Origin of the sequence: Pedobacter sp. Bi27 (assembly GCF_918698255.1) — a bacterium.
GTDB lineage: Bacteria > Bacteroidota > Bacteroidia > Sphingobacteriales > Sphingobacteriaceae > Pedobacter.
The window spans coordinates 478429-501658 of sequence record NZ_CAKKMW010000001.1 but is presented as its reverse complement, the minus strand read 5'-3'; the positions used below and the strand labels follow the sequence as shown (position 1 = coordinate 501658).

Annotated in this window: 14 protein-coding genes; 11 read left to right on the top strand and 3 right to left on the bottom strand. The window is 37.6% G+C overall.

What is annotated here, in order from left to right:
• The first annotated feature begins 3 nt into the window (after positions 1-3).
• The 6 genes from LQ227_RS01895 to LQ227_RS01870 all read left to right on the top strand — a co-directional run bounded on the left by LQ227_RS01895 (position 4) and on the right by LQ227_RS01870 (position 8178).
• Positions 4-1014 (top strand): bestrophin family protein, encoded by a 1011-nt coding sequence (locus LQ227_RS01895; RefSeq protein ID WP_230143914.1) that lies wholly within the window; start codon positions 4-6, stop codon positions 1012-1014.
• A gap of 75 nt (positions 1015-1089) precedes the next feature.
• The gene (locus LQ227_RS01890; protein ID WP_230143915.1) at positions 1090-1557 is read left to right on the top strand and encodes a hypothetical protein; all 468 of its coding nucleotides are present in this window, start codon (positions 1090-1092) and stop codon (positions 1555-1557) included.
• A 396-nt stretch (positions 1558-1953) separates the two neighbouring features.
• Positions 1954-2748, top strand: a complete 795-nt coding sequence (gene cobA, locus LQ227_RS01885) for a uroporphyrinogen-III C-methyltransferase (protein WP_029275052.1) — start codon at positions 1954-1956, stop codon at positions 2746-2748.
• A 375-nt stretch (positions 2749-3123) separates the two neighbouring features.
• Positions 3124-4536, top strand: a complete 1413-nt coding sequence (locus LQ227_RS01880) for a glycogen synthase (RefSeq protein ID WP_230143916.1) — start codon at positions 3124-3126, stop codon at positions 4534-4536.
• Between the two features lie 8 nt (positions 4537-4544).
• On the top strand, positions 4545-5813 hold the full coding sequence (locus LQ227_RS01875) for a glucose-1-phosphate adenylyltransferase (protein ID WP_230143917.1): 1269 nt from the start codon (positions 4545-4547) through the stop codon (positions 5811-5813).
• Positions 5814-6393: 580 nt separating this feature from the next.
• On the top strand, positions 6394-8178 hold the full coding sequence (locus LQ227_RS01870) for a glycoside hydrolase family 15 protein (protein ID WP_230147994.1): 1785 nt from the start codon (positions 6394-6396) through the stop codon (positions 8176-8178).
• A 241-nt stretch (positions 8179-8419) separates the two neighbouring features.
• Here LQ227_RS01870 and LQ227_RS01865 read toward each other — a convergent pair whose 3' ends face one another.
• The 3 genes from LQ227_RS01865 to LQ227_RS01855 all read right to left on the bottom strand — a co-directional run bounded on the left by LQ227_RS01865 (position 8420) and on the right by LQ227_RS01855 (position 13488).
• Positions 8420-10609 carry a bifunctional alpha,alpha-trehalose-phosphate synthase (UDP-forming)/trehalose-phosphatase gene (locus tag LQ227_RS01865; RefSeq protein ID WP_230147992.1) on the bottom strand — a complete coding sequence of 730 codons (2190 nt, stop codon included), beginning with the start codon at positions 10607-10609 and terminating at the stop codon, positions 8420-8422.
• A gap of 85 nt (positions 10610-10694) precedes the next feature.
• A complete protein-coding gene (locus LQ227_RS01860; protein ID WP_230147991.1) occupies positions 10695-12050 on the bottom strand; it encodes a PAS domain-containing sensor histidine kinase in 1356 nt (451 codons plus the stop codon).
• A 67-nt stretch (positions 12051-12117) separates the two neighbouring features.
• Complete coding sequence (locus LQ227_RS01855; RefSeq protein ID WP_230147989.1) at positions 12118-13488, bottom strand: sigma-54 dependent transcriptional regulator; 1371 nt, start codon at positions 13486-13488, stop codon at positions 12118-12120.
• Between the two features lie 181 nt (positions 13489-13669).
• Between LQ227_RS01855 and LQ227_RS01850 the strand changes: the two genes are divergently transcribed.
• From LQ227_RS01850 to LQ227_RS01830, 5 genes are all read left to right on the top strand, one after another.
• Positions 13670-14914, top strand: coding sequence for an efflux RND transporter periplasmic adaptor subunit (locus LQ227_RS01850; RefSeq protein ID WP_230143921.1), 1245 nt, complete (start codon positions 13670-13672; stop codon positions 14912-14914).
• Positions 14915-15034: 120 nt separating this feature from the next.
• On the top strand, positions 15035-15733 hold the full coding sequence (locus LQ227_RS01845) for an ABC transporter ATP-binding protein (protein ID WP_230143923.1): 699 nt from the start codon (positions 15035-15037) through the stop codon (positions 15731-15733).
• A gap of 214 nt (positions 15734-15947) precedes the next feature.
• A complete protein-coding gene (locus LQ227_RS01840) occupies positions 15948-18317 on the top strand; it encodes an ABC transporter permease (protein ID WP_230147987.1) in 2370 nt (789 codons plus the stop codon).
• Positions 18318-18394: 77 nt separating this feature from the next.
• Positions 18395-20755 carry an ABC transporter permease gene (locus LQ227_RS01835; protein WP_230147985.1) on the top strand — a complete coding sequence of 787 codons (2361 nt, stop codon included), beginning with the start codon at positions 18395-18397 and terminating at the stop codon, positions 20753-20755.
• 77 nt (positions 20756-20832) lie between these two features.
• Positions 20833-23205: an ABC transporter permease gene (locus LQ227_RS01830; RefSeq protein ID WP_230147983.1), complete on the top strand. Its 2373-nt coding sequence runs from the start codon at positions 20833-20835 to the stop codon at positions 23203-23205.
• Positions 23206-23230 lie beyond the last annotated feature (25 nt).

Sequence of the window (23230 nt, the reverse complement as noted above, 5' to 3'; positions counted from 1 at the left end):
ACTATGCACGCTGGAAAGAAATATACCTTTTTCGAATTTATTGTATGGACCCGACGAGATATTTACCGTTTAACCATTCTTGCCATTATCCCTACCGTACTTTATCATTTTTGTAAATTCACCTTTCTCTCCATTTCATGGGTTCCGGTAGCACTTTTAGGTACCGCTGTTTCCTTTATCATCAGTTTTAAAAACAATGCCAGTTATTCGCGACTTTGGGAAGCCAGGCAGATTTACGGCGGGATTATCAATGCAAGCCGTGCTTTCGGGGTGATGGTGCGCGATTACTTAGCATCACAAGATAAAAAAGCAGATGTTCAGATCATTTTTTACCGCCATTTTGCCTGGTTAACAGCCTTACGGTTTCAGTTAAGAGAGCCGAGAGCCTGGGAAAACGCAAACGATCCCCGTAATATTGAGTACGCCAGATTGTACCATGTTTCCGAAAAAACTGATAAGTTAGAAGATAGCTTATCGGAATATCTTTCGACAGATGAATTGAAGTACATTTTAAGTAAGAAGAATAAAGCCACCCAATTAATGGCTTTGCAATCGAGCCACATTAATAAGTTAGCAACTGCCGGAAACTTGTCCGATTTACAATTACAGTCGTTGCAAAATTCTATTACCAGTTTTTACGATAATCAGGGTAAAGCCGAAAGAATTAAAAATTTTCCTTATCCACGCCATTTTTCATCAATAGCCACTATTATGTTAAACCTGTTTGTGTTTTTGGTGCCCTATGGTCTATTAAACGAATTTAACAAATTGGGCAATGGTACTTTGATTGAAGGTTATTCCATTTGGTTAAACGTTCCATTTGCGATTTTACTCACCTGGGTTTTTAACTCTTTGGATATTGTGGGCGAAAGTTCTACAAATCCTTTTGAAGGAAGTGCCAATGATGTGCCAATTACCAATATCTCGCGGACAATAGAAATCGATATGAGGGATATGCTTGATGAAACTGATCTGCCTCCAGTACTAACACCCGAAAATAGTATACTGATGTAAATTCGCATTATGGAAATGATGGAAAATAATCATCGTATTTGTATATTGATTATAAAACAATAAATTACAATTACCATGAAAAGAAACATCCTTTACCTTGCTTTGGCTGCAATCCCTTTTGCTTATGCCTGTACCCAAAATAATAAAACAGCTGGCGCTAAAACTAAAACCGATTCTGTGGTTAATGAGAACTGTTATGCAGCAGGTTTTGAAAAAGACAGCGCTGCCATGAATGTGAAAATACTGGCCTCTGGTAAAGTTACAGGTTCTTTATTGGTTAATTATGCCGAGAAACCGCATAACAACGGTACCATAAACGGAAAATTTAACGGCGATACCTTACTGGTAGATTACCGTTTTAAAACTGGCGAGGATACCGTAAAAGTTTACACCAACCCATTGGCATTTTTAAAGAAAGATGGAAAACTAATTATGGGAGTGGGACAAATAGAAACCACACTTGGCAGATCTTATTTTGTTAAAGATAAACCCATTAATTTCGAGGCTGGGAAGTTTATTTTTCAGGAGGTTGATTGTAAGTAAAACCTGATGCTGTGATAAAATGGAAATTACTGGTCTTAGCGTCTCGCTAAGATTAGTGGTTAGTGTTTGTGGTGGCGATACATGAAATTATTCGTTCAATTTGTCATCCTGTCCGAAGGACTCCTGTGGAGAGCGGAGTCGAAGGACCTTTTAATAGATCCTATGTTTCACTATTAAGATTCTTCACTGCGTTCGGAATGACAACCAATTCCATGTTGGTGATTTAAAAACATATACGTTCCCTATAGGATAAGTCTCTCATTAAAGCCCAGATCCCTTAAATCAACACCCACTAAAAAGCTAAATAAAATTATTTTAAAATAAATTACTACAATTCCCATAGACTTTATATATTTGTATTATTAACAAACGTATAACGAGCTTAAATTATCTGTTATGATTTTGAATAAAGTAGAAAAAGCGAACATTGAACCAAGAATTACTTTAATAGGTGCAGGTCCTGGCGACCCGGATTTATTTAGTTTAAAAGGTGTTAAAGCATTAAAGACAGCTGATGTTGTTTTATATGATGCAAATGTGAACGAGGCTTTATTGTGTCATGCGCCAGATGGTATACCGAAAGTTTATGTGGGCAAACGTTCAGATGATGAATCGTTTTCTCAGGATGCAGTTAACAAATTGATTGTTGATTACGCTTTAAACTACGGTCACGTGGTACGTTTAAAAAGCGGCGATCCGTTTTTCTTTGCAAAAGGATACGAAGAAATAGATGCTGCAGAATCGTACAGTATCCCCACCGAAATTATTCCGGGTATTTCGAGTGCAACCGGTGCGCCAAGTTTGCAAAAGATCCCGATGATTTATAAAGATTTGAGTGAAAGTTTTTGGGCAGTAACCGGAACAAACTCAAAGGGTGAAATCTCTGAAGATTTATACATCGCAGCAAAAACGAAAGCAACTATTGTTGTTTTAAACGGAATTGAAAAAGTAAAAGAAATTGCTGCTATATTTCAGGCAGAAAATAAAAACCTTTTGCCAGTAGCGGTAATTCAAAATGGTTCTACACCAGAAGAAAAAATTGCAGTTGGTATTGTTGATACGATTGCTGAAATTGTTGAAGATAAAAGAATAACTGCCCCGGCTTTATTGGTTTTTGGAGATGTAGTATCATTACACCCGCAGTTTCAGCCAATCCGCGATTTTTACGAAATTATCGCCGAAGAGTACTAAGATATTTTTAAACCAAAAATATATTTGTTTTGTTGTTAAAAACCGCTTATGGATTTAAGCGGTTTTTTTGCGTTTAGTAGAAGGAGCCCCTGTGTTTCTAAGCCTGATTGAAGCGAAAGCCCGGAGCGCAGCGAAGAACTTGTAGCGGAAAGCAGGGCTGTAGGCCGCCACAAAGAACTGAATATTCACTTTCTCATAAAAAACGCTGCAGGTATCTACAAAATCAGCGGGAAACCATAGGCATCATTCTCCCGCCGATATGAGCTAATTATGCTTAATAAAAACTTAAAACAATCAACTAAAAATATAATTTTCATTATTTGCAAAACTCAAAACAATTAGTAACTTACTTAGGTTATCTACACCAAATATTTGATGGAAATTATACATATAAGCGCCGAGTGTTACCCAGTTGCAAAGGTTGGTGGTTTAGCCGATGTAGTAGGGGCCTTACCAAAATATCAAAATAAATTAGGCCACATTGCCAAGGTGGTTGTTCCTGCATACGATACTAAATTCATTCGCGAAAGCGAATTTGAAGTAACTTACGATGCATGGGCAAACTACGGTAATCACCACTTTCAGTACCGCATTTTAAAAGAAAAAACCAATAAATTAGGCTTTGATTTATACGTGATCCATATTCAGGGCTTAACCGACCGCCCAAATGTATATGGTTATAGCGACGATACAGAAAGATTTGTGGCTTTCCAGATTGCTACACTTGATTGGATTGTACAATGGGAGCACCGCCCGGATGTGCTTCATTGCCACGACCACCATACAGGCTTAATTCCGTTTATGGTTTCAAATTGCGTAAAATATAAAGCAATTAGCGGTGTCCCGACGGTTTTAACCATTCACAATGCGCAATACCAAGGTCAGTTTGGCTGGGAAAAATTATATTATATACCTGCATTCGATTTGTGGAAAGGTGGTTTACTAGGTTGGGAAGATGCCATTAACCCTTTAGCATCGGCCATTAAATGTGCCTGGAAGGTAACTACGGTTTCGCCAAGTTACCTGGATGAGATGATGAACAATGCCCGTGGATTAGAAAGTTTGTTAAGACAAGAGCGCTGGAAATCGGTAGGAATATTAAATGGAATCGATAGTGAGGTTTGGAATCCGGAAACGGACCCGATGCTGGGCAAAGGTTACAATTTAAAAACAGTTGAAACTGGTAAACTGGCAAACAAAACAGCCCTCTGTGATGTTTTTCAATTAGATCCGTCTAAACCACTATTTACTTTTATCGGTAGATTGGTTGATGAAAAAGGTGCCGATTTATTGCCAGATATTTTTTACACAGCTTTGCAACAGCATGGCGACAACATCAATATCCTGGTTTTAGGATCAGGCGATAACTGGGTGGAAGGCCGGTTAAATCAGCTGAAAGACATTTTTACTGGTAAATACAATGCTTACATTGGTTATAATGAGCAGGTTTCGCACGAAATGTATGCTGGTGCAGATTTTCTGATCATGCCATCGAGAGTGGAACCTTGTGGTTTAAATCAGCTTTATGCGTTAAGGTATGGAACTGTTCCTATTGTGCGCCGGATTGGTGGATTGAAGGATACGGTAATTGATATAGGCGACGGAGGTTTTGGGATTTGCCACGATCAAACGAGTATTTGGGATGTTACTCATGCCATTAACCGTGCTGTTGAGTTATATAACGATAAAAAGGCTTTTAAAGCAGTGAGAAAAACAATGATGAAGATAGACCATTCGTGGGATAACGCAGCATTAAATTATATAGAATTATACCAAATATTAAAATAAGCTTAAACATGACTGACAAAGTTTTAGGCGTTATCCTTGGCGGTGGCCAGGGCTCTAGATTATCGCCGCTAACACAAACACGTTCTAAACCGGCAGTTCCAATTGCTGGTAAATACCGATTGGTAGATATTCCGATTTCGAATTGCTTAAATTCTGGAATTCATCGAATGTTTGTGTTAACCCAGTTTAATTCAGCATCCCTAAACAAACACATTAAAAACACATATCACTTTAGCCATTTTAGTACGGCCTTTGTTGATATTTTGGCGGCTGAACAAACTGTACAAAACTCAGGTTGGTTCCAGGGTACAGCAGATGCTGTTCGTCAGTGTATGCATCACATTGTTTCGCACGAATTCGATTACATTTTGATTTTATCCGGCGATCAACTGTACCAGATGGACTTTAAGGATATGATCGAAAAACATATCGAAGCCAATGCAGAAATTACCATTGCTACTATTCCGGTAACGGCAAAAGATGCAACAGATTTTGGTATTTTAAAGGCCGATGATGAAAACATGATCACTTCTTTCATCGAAAAACCTAAAACTGGTTTAGAAGAATGGGTTTCGGATACTGGTGCTGAAATGCAGGGCGAAGGACGTAATTTCTTAGCTTCAATGGGTATTTACGTTTTCAACCGCGAGTACCTGATCAATATCTTAAATGAGAACGAAGAAGAAAAGGATTTTGGTAAAGAGATTTTGCCCAGAGCAATTTCTCAGAGCAGGGTTTTAAGCTTTCAGTATGAAGGTTATTGGACCGATATTGGAAATATTTCATCTTTCTTTGAAGCCAATTTAGGTCTAACGGATGAAATTCCTAAATTTAATATGTTCGATAGCAACCATGCTATTTTCACCAGGGCACGAATGTTGCCTCCTTCAAAAATTTCGGGTACCACTTTGGATAAAACCATTATCGCTGAAGGCTGTATTGTTCAGGCCAGCAGAGTAGAGCATGCTGTTTTAGGGATCAGGTCTAGAATCGGACAGGATACAGTAATTACCAATGCCTATATTATGGGGAGCGACCGGTACCAGACGCTTGAAGAAATTCAGGAAGAAACCAATAAAGGGAATTCATTAATTGGTATCGGAGATCGCTGTCACATCAACAACGCTATTATTGATAAAAATTGCCGTATAGGAAATGATGTTAAAATTAATGGCGGCGATCATTTGGAAGACGGAGACTTTGAGCTTTATGCCGTTAAGGATGGTATCGTGGTAATTAAAAAAGGTGCTGTTGTACCTAGTGGAACAGTAATTTAAGATAATCATTATTCATTAACTAGGCCAGTCGCGATTTTTCGTGGCTGGCTTTTTTATTGCCCGACTATCATTCTGGGTGTAGTGTTCCAAAGGAACTCCTTCGGAGAAGAATCTTTTATCAGACCGCTAAGGTTTTAAAAATAAGCCGTTTTAAGAAACTACCAACTGAAAACTGCAAACTGGAAGCTGAAGATTGCAAACTGATTTGGGCGTTACCCTAATCCCGGTGAATCGGGAAAGGGTCGGGCTTTTCAGGGCTGCGCTTTGCTCCGGTACCGATGAAGGATCGGTACTAAACCCTTACAATCCCTAACGCGGATTTATAGCGTATCATCAGACTTCAGAAGTTCTCCGGCGTTATGGCCCCTTTGAAACTTCGGAAGTCTTTGCTAAATAAACCTGATAGCAAAAAGCCCACAATGAAGCAAGGACTTGCAGCGGTAGCAGGGACTATCGCCACCGAAATGTACAGAACCCTGCTTTTCAAAAAATAAGTTCTTAATCGTTTTAACGGCTTTTTGACATTTCTCCCTAACATTTTTCCGATCGGCTTGTTAGTAAATAAACAAAATTATAGTCTATGGCCGAACAGCACCTTTATCAAACAGGAATTATAGGAAATTGCGCTTTCATTGCACACGTAAATAAAAACACTGATATATCTTGGCTTTGCTGGCCACGTTTCGATAGCCCTTTTGTATTTGGCAGTTTATTGGATGAGAAAAAGGGAGGAGAGTTTTCGATTTTACCTCAGGGTGAATTTACCTCTAATCAATATTATATTGAAAATACCAATGTTTTAAGGACGGAAATTACCGCTGAAGACGGGAAATACCGGATTACGGATTTTGCACCACGTTTTCACCTGTACGATCGCTATTTTAAACCGTTAATGTTCATCAGAAAGATCGAACCTTTGGAGGGGAACCCGCGCATTACTATCAAATGTGAGCCGGTGTGCGATTATGGGAAAGGTAAAATGAAGTCGAGTAGGGGCAGTAATCATATTGATTATCTGGGTTGTGATGAAAATATCCGCTTAAGTACCAATGTATCACTTACTTATATTTTTGACGAAAAAGCATTTGTACTTAATGAGGCCAAGTACCTCGTTATGACTTATGGCCAAAATTTAGAGGCTCCCGTGGTAAGTACCGCCGAAAATTTTTTGCGGGAAACCATTGCCTATTGGCGATTATGGATTAAACACTCGTCAATAGCGGGTTTTTACCAACCTTTTGTAATCCGATCAGCCTTGGTGCTGAAAATCCATCAATATGAAGATACCGGTGCAATTATAGCAGCAAGTACCACTAGTTTACCAGAATCGCCGGGCAGTACCCGAAACTGGGATTATAGATATTGCTGGTTAAGGGATTCGCACTATGTATTAACGTCATTGAACCATATTGGCCATTTTGAAGAAATGGAGAAGTATTTTAATTACCTCTCTGATATTTCGCATGCTGAAGATACACGCTATCAACCCCTGTACGGTATTGCAGGAGAAAGGGAAATTACCGAGCATACATTAAATCATCTGGAAGGTTACAAAGGCGAGCAACCCATTAGAATAGGAAACCAGGCCTATGAACACATTCAGAATGATATTTACGGTCAGGTTTTAATTTCGATGTTACCACTTTATACCGACCACCGTTTTGTTTTTTCCGAACGTAGCGATTCGGTAAAGTGGATTGAAAGTGTGCTTTCTAAAATTGAACGGACAATTGATGAAAAGGATGCCGGAATTTGGGAATTCAGAAATATTGCCAATGTACATTGTTATAGTAACCTATTTCAATGGGCAGGAGCACAGGCTGCTTTAAAAATGGCTAAAACTATTGGTAATGAGGATTTCGAGAAGCGTGCGGAGATTTTGATTGATAAGGCTGCGGCGCACATAGAAGCCTGCTACGATCCGGAAAGAAAGGTTTATACCAATGCGGTTGGAAGTCCACATTTAGACGCGAGCACCCTACAATTGATCATGATGAATTATTTGGATCCGGCTTCAGATCGGGCGAAAGATCATTTAATCGCTTTAGAAAAGGAGTTGAAAACGGAAGATGGGCTATTTTACCGTTACTTACATGCTGACGATTTCGGTAAGCCAAAAACAACATTTTTAATCTGTGCTTTTTGGTATGTGGAAGCTTTGGCCTGTGTTGGCCGTAAGGATGAAGCGATTAAGGAATTCGAAAATATTATTAAATATTGTAATCACCTTCTTTTGTTCAGTGAGGATGTTGATGCTAAAACGGGTAGCCAATGGGGTAATTTCCCTCAGGCTTATAGTCATGTGGGTTTAATGAATGCGGCTTATCGCATTGCAATTAAACTGGATAGGCCGATATTTTTGTAGGAATAGGGTGGATTACAACAAAAAAGCTTTGACAACTTTTATCTGCACACTGCATGTTAAAGTTGTCAAAGCTAAATGTCTATGGAGACACAGACCTTGGCATTAATTTTATAATAAATTCGTCATTGCGAAGTATGAAGCAATCTTAATGCGCACGCTGTAGCGATCGTTGTAAGATTGCTTCGTCGGCTGAAAGAGCCTTCTCGCAATGACGATTTATTTAGTGAAAATGTAGGTTGCATTAACTCCGGCCTACAAATTCTTCTTTTACTAAGCTCCAAAGCAGTTTTCGCACTTCATTAAAATCATTTAGGTAATATTTTGCTTCCGAAATGTTGTTGCCAACTTTAATGGTAAAAGCGTCATCTGGTAATGCCCTGAAAATATCTTCGTCGGTATGGTCATCGCCAAGAGCCAAAATAAAATCTGGTTTTTTATCGTACAACCAGTTAAGGGCAGCCTTGCCTTTGTTAACCTCCATATTTTTAAACTCAATTACCTTATTGCCCGGCATAAGTTGCAGGCCTTTATCTGCAGCTAAGATTTTCATATGGCTGATAATTTCATTGGCCCTTAATTCGCCAAGCCCTTCTTCTGCTTTCCGATAATGCCAAACCAGTGAGTAACTTTTTTCTTCAATAAACGATCCTGGGGTACGGTCTGTATAAGTTTCCAATAACGTTTTTATTTCTTGTTTCCACTGGTCGGTTAAAAGTGGCAGGCTGTTCCATTTATCTTCGAACGATTTTTGCCAGGCACCATGTTCTGCAATCATATCTACCTTTAGGTGTCCAAACCACTTTTCGAGGGTTTCATTTCGTCTGCCACTAATAATAACCACTTTATTTGCCTTATCGAGTGTTAGGTTCTCAATCAAATCGTACAATTCGGCATCTGGCGAAGCGTCGTCAATATTTCCGGTAAAATCTACAAGGGTACCGTCATAATCTAAAAATAGCACACGATTTTGCGTTTGCGCATATTTAGTTACGATTACTTCATTAATAGCATTTACTGCATGTTTTGTTAATAACGATTTTTGAGAATCTTTCACTTCGTTTAATCTTAAAATAAAATTGTTAACCCAATGTTTAACATTGAATTTTTCTACAATTGCACGCATGGCTTTCATACGCATTTGTTGTTCTGATGGTAACATTTTAAGCGCTGTTACAATAGCCTCCATAATATCACCAATGTTATTGGGATTTACGATTATGGCATCAGTTAATTCTTTGGATGCTCCCGCCATTTCACTTAAAATCAATACACCATCATTATTGTTTCTGCTGGCTACATATTCTTTACTTACCAAATTCATTCCATCGCGCATAGGCGTAACCAAACAGATATCTGCTGTGGAGTAAAGGGCCGATAGCACTTCAATAGGGAAGGAGCGGTAAAAATAATTTACCGGAATCCAATTCATTGAACGGTACCTCGCATTTAAATTTCCAACAAACTGATCAATCTGATCTCGGAGTTCGCTATATTTTGGTACCGTATCCCTGGAGGGCACAACAATCATAAAAAGCTCGATTTTGCCAATATACTCTGGGTGGATCTGAAGCAATAGCTCTAAAGCCTTTAATCTTTCTAATATGCCTTTGCTGTAATCGAGCCGATCGATAGACAAGATTACTTTCATATCTTCTTTACCTGTCCTGAAATAGTCGATCTCTTGTTGCACTCGTTCAGTTGCTGGTAAACCTGAAAATTTATCGAAATCAATTCCCATTGGAAAAGCTTCCACAACAATTTGTCTTTCGTTACTGCTGAGTATGTTTGATGATGAGTTTACAGGGAGCAAACGTGTTGCCGTACTAATAAAATGGCGAACATCATCAAAAGTATGGAAACCGATTAGATCGGCACCAATTAAGCCGTTCAATAGTTCTTCGCGCCAAGGGATTAAACGGAATATTTCGTATGATGGAAAAGGAATATGCTGGAAAAAACCAATCGTAGCATTTGGGAGTTTTTCCCTTAAAATGCCAGGAAGAAGGAGTAACTGGTAATCTTGGATCCAGATTTTATCTCTTCTGTTAAGTACCTGCATGGCACTTTTTGCAAATTTCTCATTAACGGATTGATAGCAATCCCAATAACTTTGTTCGTAATGGGCGTAGGTAACAAGGTAATGAAATACTGGCCATAATACTTCGTTTGAGAAACCTTCGTAATATAAATTGATTTCGTTTTGAGTAAGGTAAACTGGGTATAGGTTTAACGCGGCAAGTTTTTGAGTAACTTCTTCCTGACGTTCTTCTGGTACTTCTATGCCAGGCCAGCCGATCCAAATGGAATTGCCTGATTTATAAACGTCTCCTAATCCTGTGGCAAGGCCGCCCTCACTTGGAATAAGGGTGTATTCGTTGTTTTCTTCAATGATTTTAACGGGTAGTCTGTTCGATATTATAACTGTCTTCATGCTTGTATTTGATGTATCCACATCATTAAAAGCATATCAAAACTGGTTTTGTTTGATTTTTTAGCTCAAAAAAACATTCAAATGATTAAACGTAATTAAATACCAGAGAAAAAGTGCTGCCATTATCTGGCATTGAAACAACTTCTATGCTGCCTCTATGCATTTTCATAATGTTGCGGCTAATGGTCAATCCTATTCCTGATCCATTTTTCCTGGTGGTATAAAATGGAACAAAAATCTTTTCAAGATCACTGGCATCGATGCCTTTTCCGTTATCGGTAACATCAATATATAGCTTAGTGTTTTCTAAACGGTAATTTACGTTGATGTATGGGTGTTCTCTGTCCTCTACAGCATAAATACTATTGGTAATGAGGTTGATCAGCACTTGTTCAACTAATTTCAGATCGAGCTGAATGGTGATTTTTGAAGAGGTTTGTTCTACATCCAGTACCACATTTTTAACTTTGGCAAATGGCTGCATCAATACCTTAATGTGTTTCAGTATTTCACCAATGGTATGCGATTCGAGGTTTGGTGTAGGCAGCTCGGCAATTAGGCGATAATCCTTTACAAAATCTAAGAGGCCAGAAGATCTTCTTTGTATGGTTTGTAATGCCGTTTTCAGGTCGTCCATTTCATCTTCTGTAAGGTTCTCTTTATCAGTTACCATCCTGTTGATCGTATCCGATAATGAACTTATGGGAGTAATTGAGTTTAAGATCTCGTGTGAGATTACACCAATTAATCTATTCCATGCTTCCGTTTCTTTTTGCTCAATTTCGTCTTTAATGTTTTGGAAACTGATAATGGTATAATTGTTTCCGTAAAGATTTAACGGAATAACTTCGGTTGATAATTGAATCAGTTTATCCTGGATTTTCAATTCCAGAAACCTTTTTCCACCCGATAAGATCTGCTCTATTTCTGCTGCAAAGGTAGGGAGGTGTTGCTTTACCCTGTGCCAATACTTATACGCCGGAATACCTAAAAGATTTGAAGCGGCCTGATTAAAAAATGCAACCTCTTCATTCTCTTCCTGATTGGTATTATTTACCACGATTACACCAACGGGAACCTGTTCCAAAATGGTTTTAATCAGCTGAAACATCGCTTCCTGTTCCAATCTGATCTGTTTATGGACCTGTAAAATATCGCTAAACGATTCGTATAACTCAGGGAAACTGCCTTTCGTTACTTTGTTTTTAAAGTTTAAGGTATGATCTCTCGTTTTAACGGCTAAAATGAAACGGTTGATATCTGATCGGATCTGATTGATATAGTAATAAAGGGAAATAATCGTACCCAATAAAATTAAAGCTACGCCAATGATGGTAAACCAAAGCTGGGTATTTTTAATCAGGTAAAATAGGAGATAGCCCAACAGATTGATAACCAACAGGCGAAATATTAAACGGAAAGTAAAACGTTGATAAAACATGTTTTTAATGCTGAAAGCTTAAAGGCGAAAGACTAAAGCTTTAAGCTCTGGTCTTTCAGCTTTCAGCTTATATTCCAAATTTCTCGATTCTTCTATACAGTGCAGCCCGTGTTAAACCGAGTTCTGCCGCGGCTTTTGATATATTTCCTTTGTGTTTGTCAATTGCTTTCTGCACCATCATTTTTTCCATATCCTCAAGTGCCATTTCATCTGGTATGGCGTTGTTCTGTGCGTAGCGCTGCGGACTTAATTGCAGATCTTCTTCTGCAATATCAGTCCCATCGCTCATAATAACGGCTCTTTCTAAAACGTGCTGTAACTCACGCACATTGCCCGGCCATTTATACTGTAAAAGTGCTTCTTGGGCCTTATTACTTAGTTTTCGTATGTCTTTATGGTATTTTGAACTAAAAACCTGCATAAAATGATTGGCCAAAAGTAGAATATCTGTTCCGCGTTTACGTAAGGCTGGTAATAAAAGCTCAACAGTATTAATACGGAACAGTAAATCCTGCCTAAATGTATTTTTAGCTACCATTTCATTCAAAGGCATATTGGTGGCCGTTATTAAACGGACATTCACCTTGCGTTCTTTACTTTCACCTAAACGGGTAACTGTACGGTTTTGCAAAACGCTTAAGAGTTTTGCCTGAAGTGGTAATGTTAAATTTCCAATCTCGTCTAAAAAGATCGTTCCTCCATCGGCCAGTTCAAAGCGACCGGGTTTATCTTCTTTGGCATCGGTAAAAGCACCTTTAGCATAACCGAATAATTCGCTTTCAAATAAATTTTCGTTTAACGAGCCTAAATCAACATGCATAAACACCTGGTTTTTCCTTTGCGAATTACCATGGATTTCATAGGCAAAAACTTGTTTTCCCGTTCCGTTTTCTCCCAGAATAAGCACATTGGCATCAGTAGGGGCTACTTTTAAGAGCGTATTCTGTAATTGCTTTATTTCATCTGCCTGCCCAACAATATTCTCAAAACCACGGGTAAGGTCTTTTTGGAGCGACGAATGTATTTTTTCTAGTTTCTTTACCTTTTTGGTCGATTCGCGAAGTTTAGATGCCGAAGAAATGGTGGCAAACAGCTTCTCATTTTCCCATGGTTTCAGAATAAAATCGGTTGCTCCTTTTTTAATCGCCTTTACTGCCAGTTCAACATTGCCAAAAGCAGTCATTAGTATTACAACATAATCTTTATCAATCGATAAAATATGTTCTAGCCAATAAAGACCTTCGCGGCCATCACTTGCACCTTTTTGGTAATTCATATCAAGCAGAATGATATCAATTTCATTTTTGCTCAATAAAACATTGATCTCTTTAGGCGATTTACAGGTAATTACCTGCTTTACCTGCTGCTTTAGAAACAAACGGGCACTGAGCAGGATATCGTCATCATCATCGATAATTAAAACTGTGGCGTCTAGCATAAAGTTAAATTTGATGTGCTAAAGTAATAAAACTGTCCGCTCCCGCACACGAACTGTCCGATAACGAACATATGAAAATAGTAAAAACTTTTAAATTACTGATTATTAATGTTTTAATTGTGTTTGTGGCTTTTGGCACAAGCTTGGTTATTAGTGATTCCAAACAGTACAACCGAACACAATGGATAAGAAAATAGAGAAAAAAAGATTTAGCACTAAAACCCTGTTGATTATAGGTGGAGCAATTGCTTTTGTGGCAGTTGTAATTTATGGCTATACTTTATCCCTCAAAAAAGTTTACAGTGCAGATGCCGATAAATTAACCATCAGTAAAGTAGAATATGGAGATTTTGAAGATGTAGTGTTATTAAATGCCAGTGTAGTTCCGTTAACTTCGGTAATTGTAAGTTCATCGGAAGGTGGAACAGTTGCCGAAATTTTTACAGAAAATGGTGCTTCGGTAGTTAAAGGAACCCCACTACTAAGAATCTCCAACTCAAATGCCATGTTGAGTTATACTTCAAGTCAAACAGCAGCTACCGAGCAGATTAACCAGTTGCGGAAATCGCGGTTGGATTTAGAGCAGAATCAAAGGGTTTTAAATCAGGATGTTTTAGATGTAGAAAATAGCTTAAGAACAGCAACCCGTCAGTATAGATTAGATAGCTCACTATTTTCTAAAAAAGTAATCACACTTCAGGAATTTAATAAATCGAATCAGGATTACGAATATTACCAGGGTAAACTGAAAATTGTGCGTCAAGCGATTAAACAAGAAAATCAAAGCCGTAAGATGCAATTGGCTCAAATCGATCAATCCATGGGGCAAATGAACGAAAGTTTAGAGATGATCCGTAAAAACATCGAAAATATGACCATTAAAGCACCTGTATCTGGTAAATTATCTTCTTACGATCCGGTAATCGGAAAATCTTATAACTCTAACGAAATGATCGGAAAGATTGACGTGTTGCAGGGCTATAAGCTTCAGGCAGGAGTTGATGAATATTATATCAATCGGGTAAAAGAAGGACAAACCGCTAACTGTGAGTTTAATGGTAAAACTTATAGCTTAACCGTAAGTAAAGTAATCCCTGAGGTTACAGCAGGTCAGTTTCAGGTAGAAATGGTTTTTAAGGGTGCAGCACCTGAAGGTTTACGTCGCGGATTATCGTTACAAACAAAATTAACCTTATCTGACAATAGCAAATCGCTGCTTCTTGCCCAGGGACAGTTTTTCCAGAGTACAGGCGGCTCTTGGGTATTTGTAGTAAATAATGGTAAAGCCACCAAGAAAAACGTTAAAATCGGGCGGAAAAATTACTTGTACTATGAAATATTGGATGGTTTGCAGAAAGGCGACGAAGTAATTACTTCATCTTACGATCAGTTTAACCAATACGATCAGGTGGAGATTAATAAATAAAGCGGATGGCGTTTGGCGCCAATTAACCGATTAACAAATTAGACAATAATAAAATCAGTCTTGATACTTGATACTAACTACATGTACAAGATACTAAATACTAGAATAATACTTGATACTATGATTAAAATAGAAAATCTGGAAAAAGTTTACAAAACTGAAGAGGTAGAAACCACTGCGCTGAATGGTATTAACCTCCATGTTGGAGCAGGAGAATTTGTTTCCATCATGGGGCCATCGGGCTGTGGCAAATCTACTCTATTAAATGTAATGGGTTTATTGGATAAGCCCGAAAGTGGAAGCTACAAATTTATCGATACCGAGCTTTTAACGCTTAACGATAGGGAACGTTCAAATTTCCGTAAAAGAAATATGGGGTTTGTTTTCCAGAATTTCAATTTGATTGATGAATTAACTGTTTTCGAAAACATCGAACTGCCACTAATTTATAATAAAATTCCTACAGGAGAACGCAAGAAACTGGTAAATGAAATTATCGAAAGAATGAATATTGTAAACCGTAGCGGTCATTTTCCACAACAGTTATCAGGTGGACAGCAGCAGCGTGTGGCCGTAGCAAGGGCTTTGGTTACCAAACCGAAGTTGGTTTTGGCCGATGAGCCTACCGGAAATTTGGATAGTTCTCATGGTAATGAAGTGATGGAGCTACTTTGCGAACTGAATGAAACTGGAACTACCATTGTAATGGTTACGCACTCCAGTCATGATGCCAGTTTTTCGAACAGAATCATCAACCTGAAAGATGGTCATGTGATTTCTGAAAAGATCAATAAAAGCAGAAACGAAGAACTGATATAAGGGGAGAAGGCTGAAGGTTTTAAGGTAGAATTATGTCAACCTTTAACCCTCTACCTTCCTACCTTCAACCTCAAAAAAATTTTAGTTTAGTTAATAATAAGTCTGCCCAAAAATCTTCCTGGATAGGAAGATTCGGGAAGACGAAATAGTGAAAACCACCAGATAGGTATTTTGACCGCCACACCCCAAACACCTATCGCCAAACAATAAAAACATGTTCAAATTAAACTTAAAAATCGCTTTGCGAAACCTCTGGAAAAACAAGGGATTCTCTTTGATCAACATTGGGGGTTTAGCCATTGGCTTAGCCAGCTGTATGGTTTTGTTACTTTATGTTGCTTACGAGTGGAGCTACGATAAACAATTCTCCAATCACGATAAAACTTATGTAGTTTATCAAAATATGGAGGCAAGTGGTAAAACTTTTAGCTGGGCGTGGACACCTAATGTGATGGCTAAGGAAGTGCAAGAAAAAATCCCTGGCGTTAAATATGCTTCTCACACTACTTATCCGAGGAAACAATTAATTACCGTTGGTGACAATAAAATAAATAGCAGTGCAATATTTGCCGACCAAAATTTTATTAAAATATTGGATTATAAATTTCTTGAAGGTAATTCAGCCAAAGTTTTAAAAGATGTAAATACCATTATTCTTACCAAATCTTTTGCGAAAAAATTATTTGGAAATGAAGATCCACTTAATAAAATGGTAAAGCTTGAAAATCAGGAAGCATTAAAGGTTGAAGCTGTAATAGAAGATGCACCAGCAAATAGTAGTTTAACTTTTGAGTGCATCATGCCCTGGGCATTGTTCGAAAAACGAGAAAACTGGGTGAAGGAAGGCAATTGGGGGAATAATATGTGTTTAACCCTTGTTCAGTTAAAGGATAATAACTTTTTTACTGCTGCAAATGATTTGATGCATGGCATTTACAAACGCAATCAAAAAGATAATACGGCAGTAGCTTTATTACATCCTTTAAACAAATGGCACCTATACGATGATTTTGTAAACGGTAAATCGGTAGGTGGAAAAATAGATCAGCTTAAAATATTCTTATTGCTGGCCTTTTGTATCTTGTTAATTGCCTGTGTAAATTTTATGAATTTATCTACAGCACGCTCAGAACGTAGGGCAAAAGAAGTTGGCGTTCGTAAAGCAATCGGATCAACACGTAAATCGTTAATTAATCAATTTTTTTTAGAATCCCTACTCCTCACATTTATTGCCACAGTTTTAGCTTTTATCTTAATTGAGGTGAGTTTGCCATATTTTAATGGTCTGTTAGATATTAAATTAACAATAGATTATCATAACAGCCTATTTTGGTTAACACTAGTGGGACTAATGATTTTAACCGGATTAATTGCGGGTAGTTATCCAGCGCTTTATCTATCCTCTTTTGAACCTATCAAAGTGTTAAAAGGTTTCACCCTTAAAGCAGATTCATCTACTTCGGTGAGAAAAGTATTAGTGGTTGGCCAATTCGTTTTTGCGGCAAGTTTAATTATTTGTACAGCAGTAATTTATCAGCAACTTAATTATGTTAAAAATAAGCCTATTGGTTATGATCAATCCAATTTAATTCAGATAGCAGTTGTTGGCAAAATGAACGATGCAGCAAAGCTAGAATTGCTTAAAACGCAACTAATAGCAGCTGGTGCTGCAAGCGATGTTACTTTCTTTAGTACAGATTTTACTGAAGGTGGAGATAATACTACGGGTGTACAATGGGAAGGTAAAAACCCAAACGAAGCTATTTCTTTTAATCATAGAACAATAGGGTATGATTTTGTTGAAACTATTGGCACTAAAATGATTAATGGTAGGGAGTTTTCTGCGAAATTTCCTAATGATACAAGTAGTGTATTGTTAAATGAAGCGGCGGTAAAAATGATGGGATTAAAGAATCCGATCGGTAAGGTTATTACTTTCTGGGATAAAAAGCTAACTACAGTTGGGATAGTAAAAGACTTTGTAGTGGAAAGTGCTTATCAAAGAGTGGCCCCAATGATTTTTAGAGTAAATCAAAGAGACGACGCAAGAGTTATCATTGTACGGCTAAATCCAAATCAAAACATCAGTTCATCACTAGCCAAAATTGATGATATAGTAAAGCAAATGGAACCCAACTATCCTGTTAACCGTAAATTTGTGAACGAATCTTTTGAAGTGAAATTTAAAAATGAAAAACTTTTAGGTTCACTCTCAAACTGGTTTGGTGGTTTCGCAATTTTCATTTCCTGTTTAGGATTATTAGGTCTGGCGCTTTTTATGGCAGAGCAACGCAAAAAGGAAATCAGTATCCGTAAGGTTTTAGGTGCCAGCACTAGCAATATCCTCGTGTTGCTAAATAAAGATTTTATAAAATTGGTGGCCATTGCCAATCTTATTGCATTCCCATTAGCATATATCATTGTAAATAAATGGCTTTCATCTTTCGAGTATCGGGTCTCTATATCTGCATTGCCATTTATAGCTGCAATTAGTCTTTCGGTAATCATTGCCATACTCACTGTAAGTATTCAATCGGTTAAAGTAGCGAAGGCAAACCCTATTGATGCATTAAAATACGAATAAAGCCTGCGTGCGGCGTTTGGCGTTAAGCGATAAATCCTCGCCAAACACCAAACGCTGTGCGCTAAACCCTACACCTTATGTTCAAATTAAACTTAAAAATCGCTTTGCGAAACCTTTGGAGAAATAAAGGATTTACCCTGATTAATTTGGGTGGATTGGCCATTGGCTTGGCCAGTTGTATGGTTTTATTGCTTTATGTCGCTTACGAGTACGGTTACGATAAACAATTTACCGATTATGATAGAACTTATGTACTTTATAACAACCAGAAAACAGCTTCGGAGACATTTAGTTTTATGGCTTTTCCTGGGCAGTTGAAAGATGAAATAAAAGAGAAAGTTCCGGGTATAGCCAAGGTAAGCCGTTTATCTTACCCAGAACCCATGCTTGTTTCTTATAACCAGAACAATTTTAAAATGAACGCTACTTATGGCGATCCCGATTTCCTTAAAATGTTCGATTATAAAGTTTTAAAGGGCAATCCAAATACATTTCTGAACAGTGTAGATGGCATAATTTTAACAGAAACACTGGCTAAAAATCTTTTCGGTAACGAAGATCCGCTTAATAAAGTGGTTAAACTGGATAATAAAGAAAATCTGAAAGTAGAAGGGGTCATAGCAGATCGTCCCAAAAATTCGACTTTGGAACTGGATTATATCATGTCGTGGAAGTTATATGAAAAGTTAAACCCATGGACAAAAAACAGTGGGTGGGGCAATAACTATTGTATGATGTTCGCACAACTTCAGGATAATTCATTTTTTAATCAGGCCAATAACCAGTTAAAGGGTATGATTAAAGCGCATGAGAAAGATGCAAACGGAGAGCCTTTTATGCATCCGCTTTCGAAGTGGCATTTGTACGATAAATTTGCGAATGGGCAGAATGTGGGCGGAAAAATAGATCAGTTAAAGATATTTTTCTTACTTGCTTTTTGTATTCTTTTAATCGCCTGCGTCAATTTTATGAATCTTTCTACAGCCAAATCAGAAAAGAGGGCGCGAGAGGTTGGTGTGCGTAAAGCCATTGGTTCATCTAGAAATAACCTGGTTGGTCAGTTCATGTTCGAATCTGTTTTATTAACCGCATTGAGTATGTTGGTAGCTTTTGTTCTGATCGAAGTAAGCTTACCCTACTTTAATAACCTATTGGGTATTACTTTGGGAATAAATTATAACGACTATAAATTCTGGTCGGTATTTTTAGGATTAACCTTGTTAACGGCCTTTATAGCCGGAAGTTATCCTGCTTTTTACCTTTCCTCTTTTGATCCGGTTAAAGTGCTCAAAGGCTTTAAACTTTCAGGCGGTTCATCTTTATCCATCCGTAAATTTCTAGTTGTTTTTCAATTTGTTTTTGCTGCCTGTTTAATTGTTTGTACAGCAGTTATTTATCAGCAGTTAAATTACATCAAAAATAAACCTATTGGTTACAATAAAGCCAATCTTGTGCAGATTTCTACCGAAGGCGAATTTTCTAAAAAAGAAAAGCGTGAAATATTAAAAGATGAACTGCTCAAATCAGGTGCTATAACAGGTTTTACCGAATACAGCACATCTTTAACCGGTGGTGGAAACAATACATATGGAATTAAGTGGCCGGGCAAAAACGAAAAAGATAAAATTCTGGTCAATTTTAGGTTCACTAACCTCGATCTCACCAAAACTACCGGGATGGAAATTTTGCAGGGGCGCGATTTTTCTAAAGATTTTGTAGATACCGCTAATGTTCTGGTTAACGAGGCAATGGTTAAAGTGATGGGTATGAAAAATCCGGTAGGTAAAATGATTGAATGGGGGCAGCCTATAAAGATCATCGGCGTGGTAAAAGATTATGTGATGGAATCTCCATACCAAAAAGCAAAACCATTGCTTATTGCACGAAACGCTAATTATGTTACTACCATTGTTATGCGATTGAACGATAAAAATAACATCACCTCATCTGTTAACAAGATCAATGAAACATCGAAGAGATTAAATCCTGCATACCCTGCGACAATCAGATTTGTAGAAGATAATTTTGAAAAAAAATTCTGGAACGAAAAACTTTTAGGCACACTTTCAAACTGGTTCGGAGGTTTTGCCATTTTTATCTCCTGCCTGGGTTTACTTGGTTTAGCTTTATTTATGGCAGAGCAACGCAAAAAAGAAATCAGTATCCGCAAGGTTTTGGGCGCCAGTACAGCCAATATTCTTACACTTTTAAATAAGGATTTTATCAAACTGGTTGCAATAGCCAATGTAATTGCATTTCCGTTGGCCTATATTATTATCAATAAATGGCTCTCGGGATACGAATATCGCATTTCTGTTTCTGCCTTGCCGTTTATAGCCGCAATTAGTCTTTCAGTAATTATTGCCATACTCACCGTAAGTATTCAATCGGTTAAAGTGGCCAAAGCAAATCCTGTTGATGCATTAAAATATGAATAAGACTTGCGAATAGCGTTTGGCGTTAAGCGATAAATCCTCGCCAAACGCCAAACGCTGTGCGCTAAACCCTACACCTTATGTTCAAATTAAACTTAAAAATTGCACTGCGTAACCTTTGGCGAAACAAGGTAAGCTCGTTTATTAACGTAATTGGCCTGGCCATTGGTTTGGCTGCCTGCTTAATGTTGCTCTTGTATGTTACCTACGAATGGAACTTTGATAAGCACTACAGAAACTCAGAAAATCTGTATACGGTTATGACTAATATTCCTGATGGAAATGGCGGAGTGTCGAAGACATTTGAAGGAACAACAACAGCGCTCGGACCATTATTAAAGGAACGTATTCCCGAAATAAAAAACCTTGCAAGGATGAATTACATCAAAAAAAGTTTAATTGCAAATGGGGAAAATGGATTTAAGAAAGACGGGAAATTTGCTGAACCGGATATTTTAAAGCTGTTTAATTATGAATTTATTGCGGGTAATGCTAAAACCGCAATGAAAAACCCGAAATCTGTAATTCTTACTGAGACAATGGCGAAAATTCTTTTCGGTACAACAAATGTATTAAACAAATCTGTCCGTTATCAGGATAGTGAAAATTTGACGGTAACCGGTGTAATAAAAGATATACCTCAAAATAGCTCGCTTAAGTTCGACTTTTTAATGCCTTGGGCCTTTTATGAAATGGTTGATGAGAGCGCGAAGAATTTGGGATGGGGTAATTACAGTTTTGTAACGATGTTTTCTCTTAATCCTAATGCAGACATTGATGTTGTGAACAGGAAAATTGACGAGGCTGTTAAAGCAAATAATAAGCAAACCGACCAACCTTTCGTAGCATTCCAATATGCTAAACTGCACTTATTTGGTAAATTTGAAAATGGAAAAAGTGTAGGCGGCGACATTGAACAGATATGGCTTTTTACTGGTCTTGCTTTTGGTATTTTACTCATTGCTTGTATCAATTTTATGAACATGGCTACGGCCAAATCAGAAAAACGGGCGAAAGAAGTCGGTATTAAGAAGACAATTGGTGCAAATCGGATTTCATTAATTCTTCAATTTTTAACAGAATCAATGGTGCTTACCTTAATTGCGGTTGTGGTCGCAATTGCGCTGCTCGAAATCTGTTTGCCTGCATTTAATGGTCTTTTAAATATCAATCTCGGCATATCTTATTTTAATTTAACCAGTTGGATTGGTATATTGGGAATAGTTATCGCTACAGGTTTAATCGCAGGAAGTTATCCCGCATTTTATTTATCTGCTTTTAACCCGATCCAAACTTTAAAAAGGAAAATAAAATCGAAAGGTTTGGCATCTGTAAGCTTAAGGCAAGTCCTTGTTGTAAGCCAGTTTTGTTTTGCTATCATTCTGATTATTTCAACGCTGGTTATTTATCGTCAAATTCAATACATTAAAAACAGACCACTGGGCATAGATACCAAAGCATTAATTGAGATTCCTCAGGATGGGCAGCTAAAAAATCAATTTGAGGTTTACAAGCAAAAATTATTGCAATCTGGTGCGGTAACAAGTTTAAATAAATCTTCAACAAAATTATCACACCACGGTTCAAATTTTACCGATGTCCGTTGGCCTGGAATGGTTCAGGAAAATAATGATAACCTGTTTAATAAGGTTGAAGCCAGCTATGATTTCATAAAAACTAATGGTATAAAATTGTTGGAAGGAAGGGATTTTTCTAAAAAATTTGCATCGGATTCTGCAGCCGTTCTCATTAGTTCTGCAACCGCAAAAGTAATGAACCTAAAAAATCCAATAGGGCAAATTCTTACCATTTTTGGTGATAAAAGGGTGATTATTGGGGTTTTTGATGATTATGTATGGGATTCGCCTTATAAATCGAATAACCCAATGATACTTTATTTTAACGATAAGTATACAAGTTATATCACGATGAGGCTAAATACTTCGAATACCATTCAGCAAAATATTGAAACAATTACCCGAATTACCAAAGATATTAATCCAGCTTATCCTGTTGAAATCTCATTTTTAGATAACGTATACAGTGATTTGTTCCAAAAGGAGAAAACTTTAGGCATTCTTTCAAATCTTTTTGGCGGACTGGCCATATTTGTTTCCTGTTTGGGGCTCTTTGGTCTGGTGGCCTATAGTGCAGAGCAGAGAACAAAAGAATTTGGCGTACGAAAGGTACTTGGCGCCTCCTTACTTAATTTAATGCAATTGCTCTCGTTCTCTTTTGTGAAAATGATTGTGGTTGCGATTGTTATCGCTATTCCTTTGAGTTATTTTATGATGAATAAATGGCTGATGAAGTTCGAATTCCATACCGAAATATCATGGTGGATTATGCCGATAGCGGGATTTGGGACTTTGCTAATGGCATTAATCACTGTAAGTTTTCAGGCTTATAAAACTGCAAACGCCAATCCTGTTGATGCACTTAAATACGAGTAAGGCATAAGGTTTAAGGTAAGAGGCG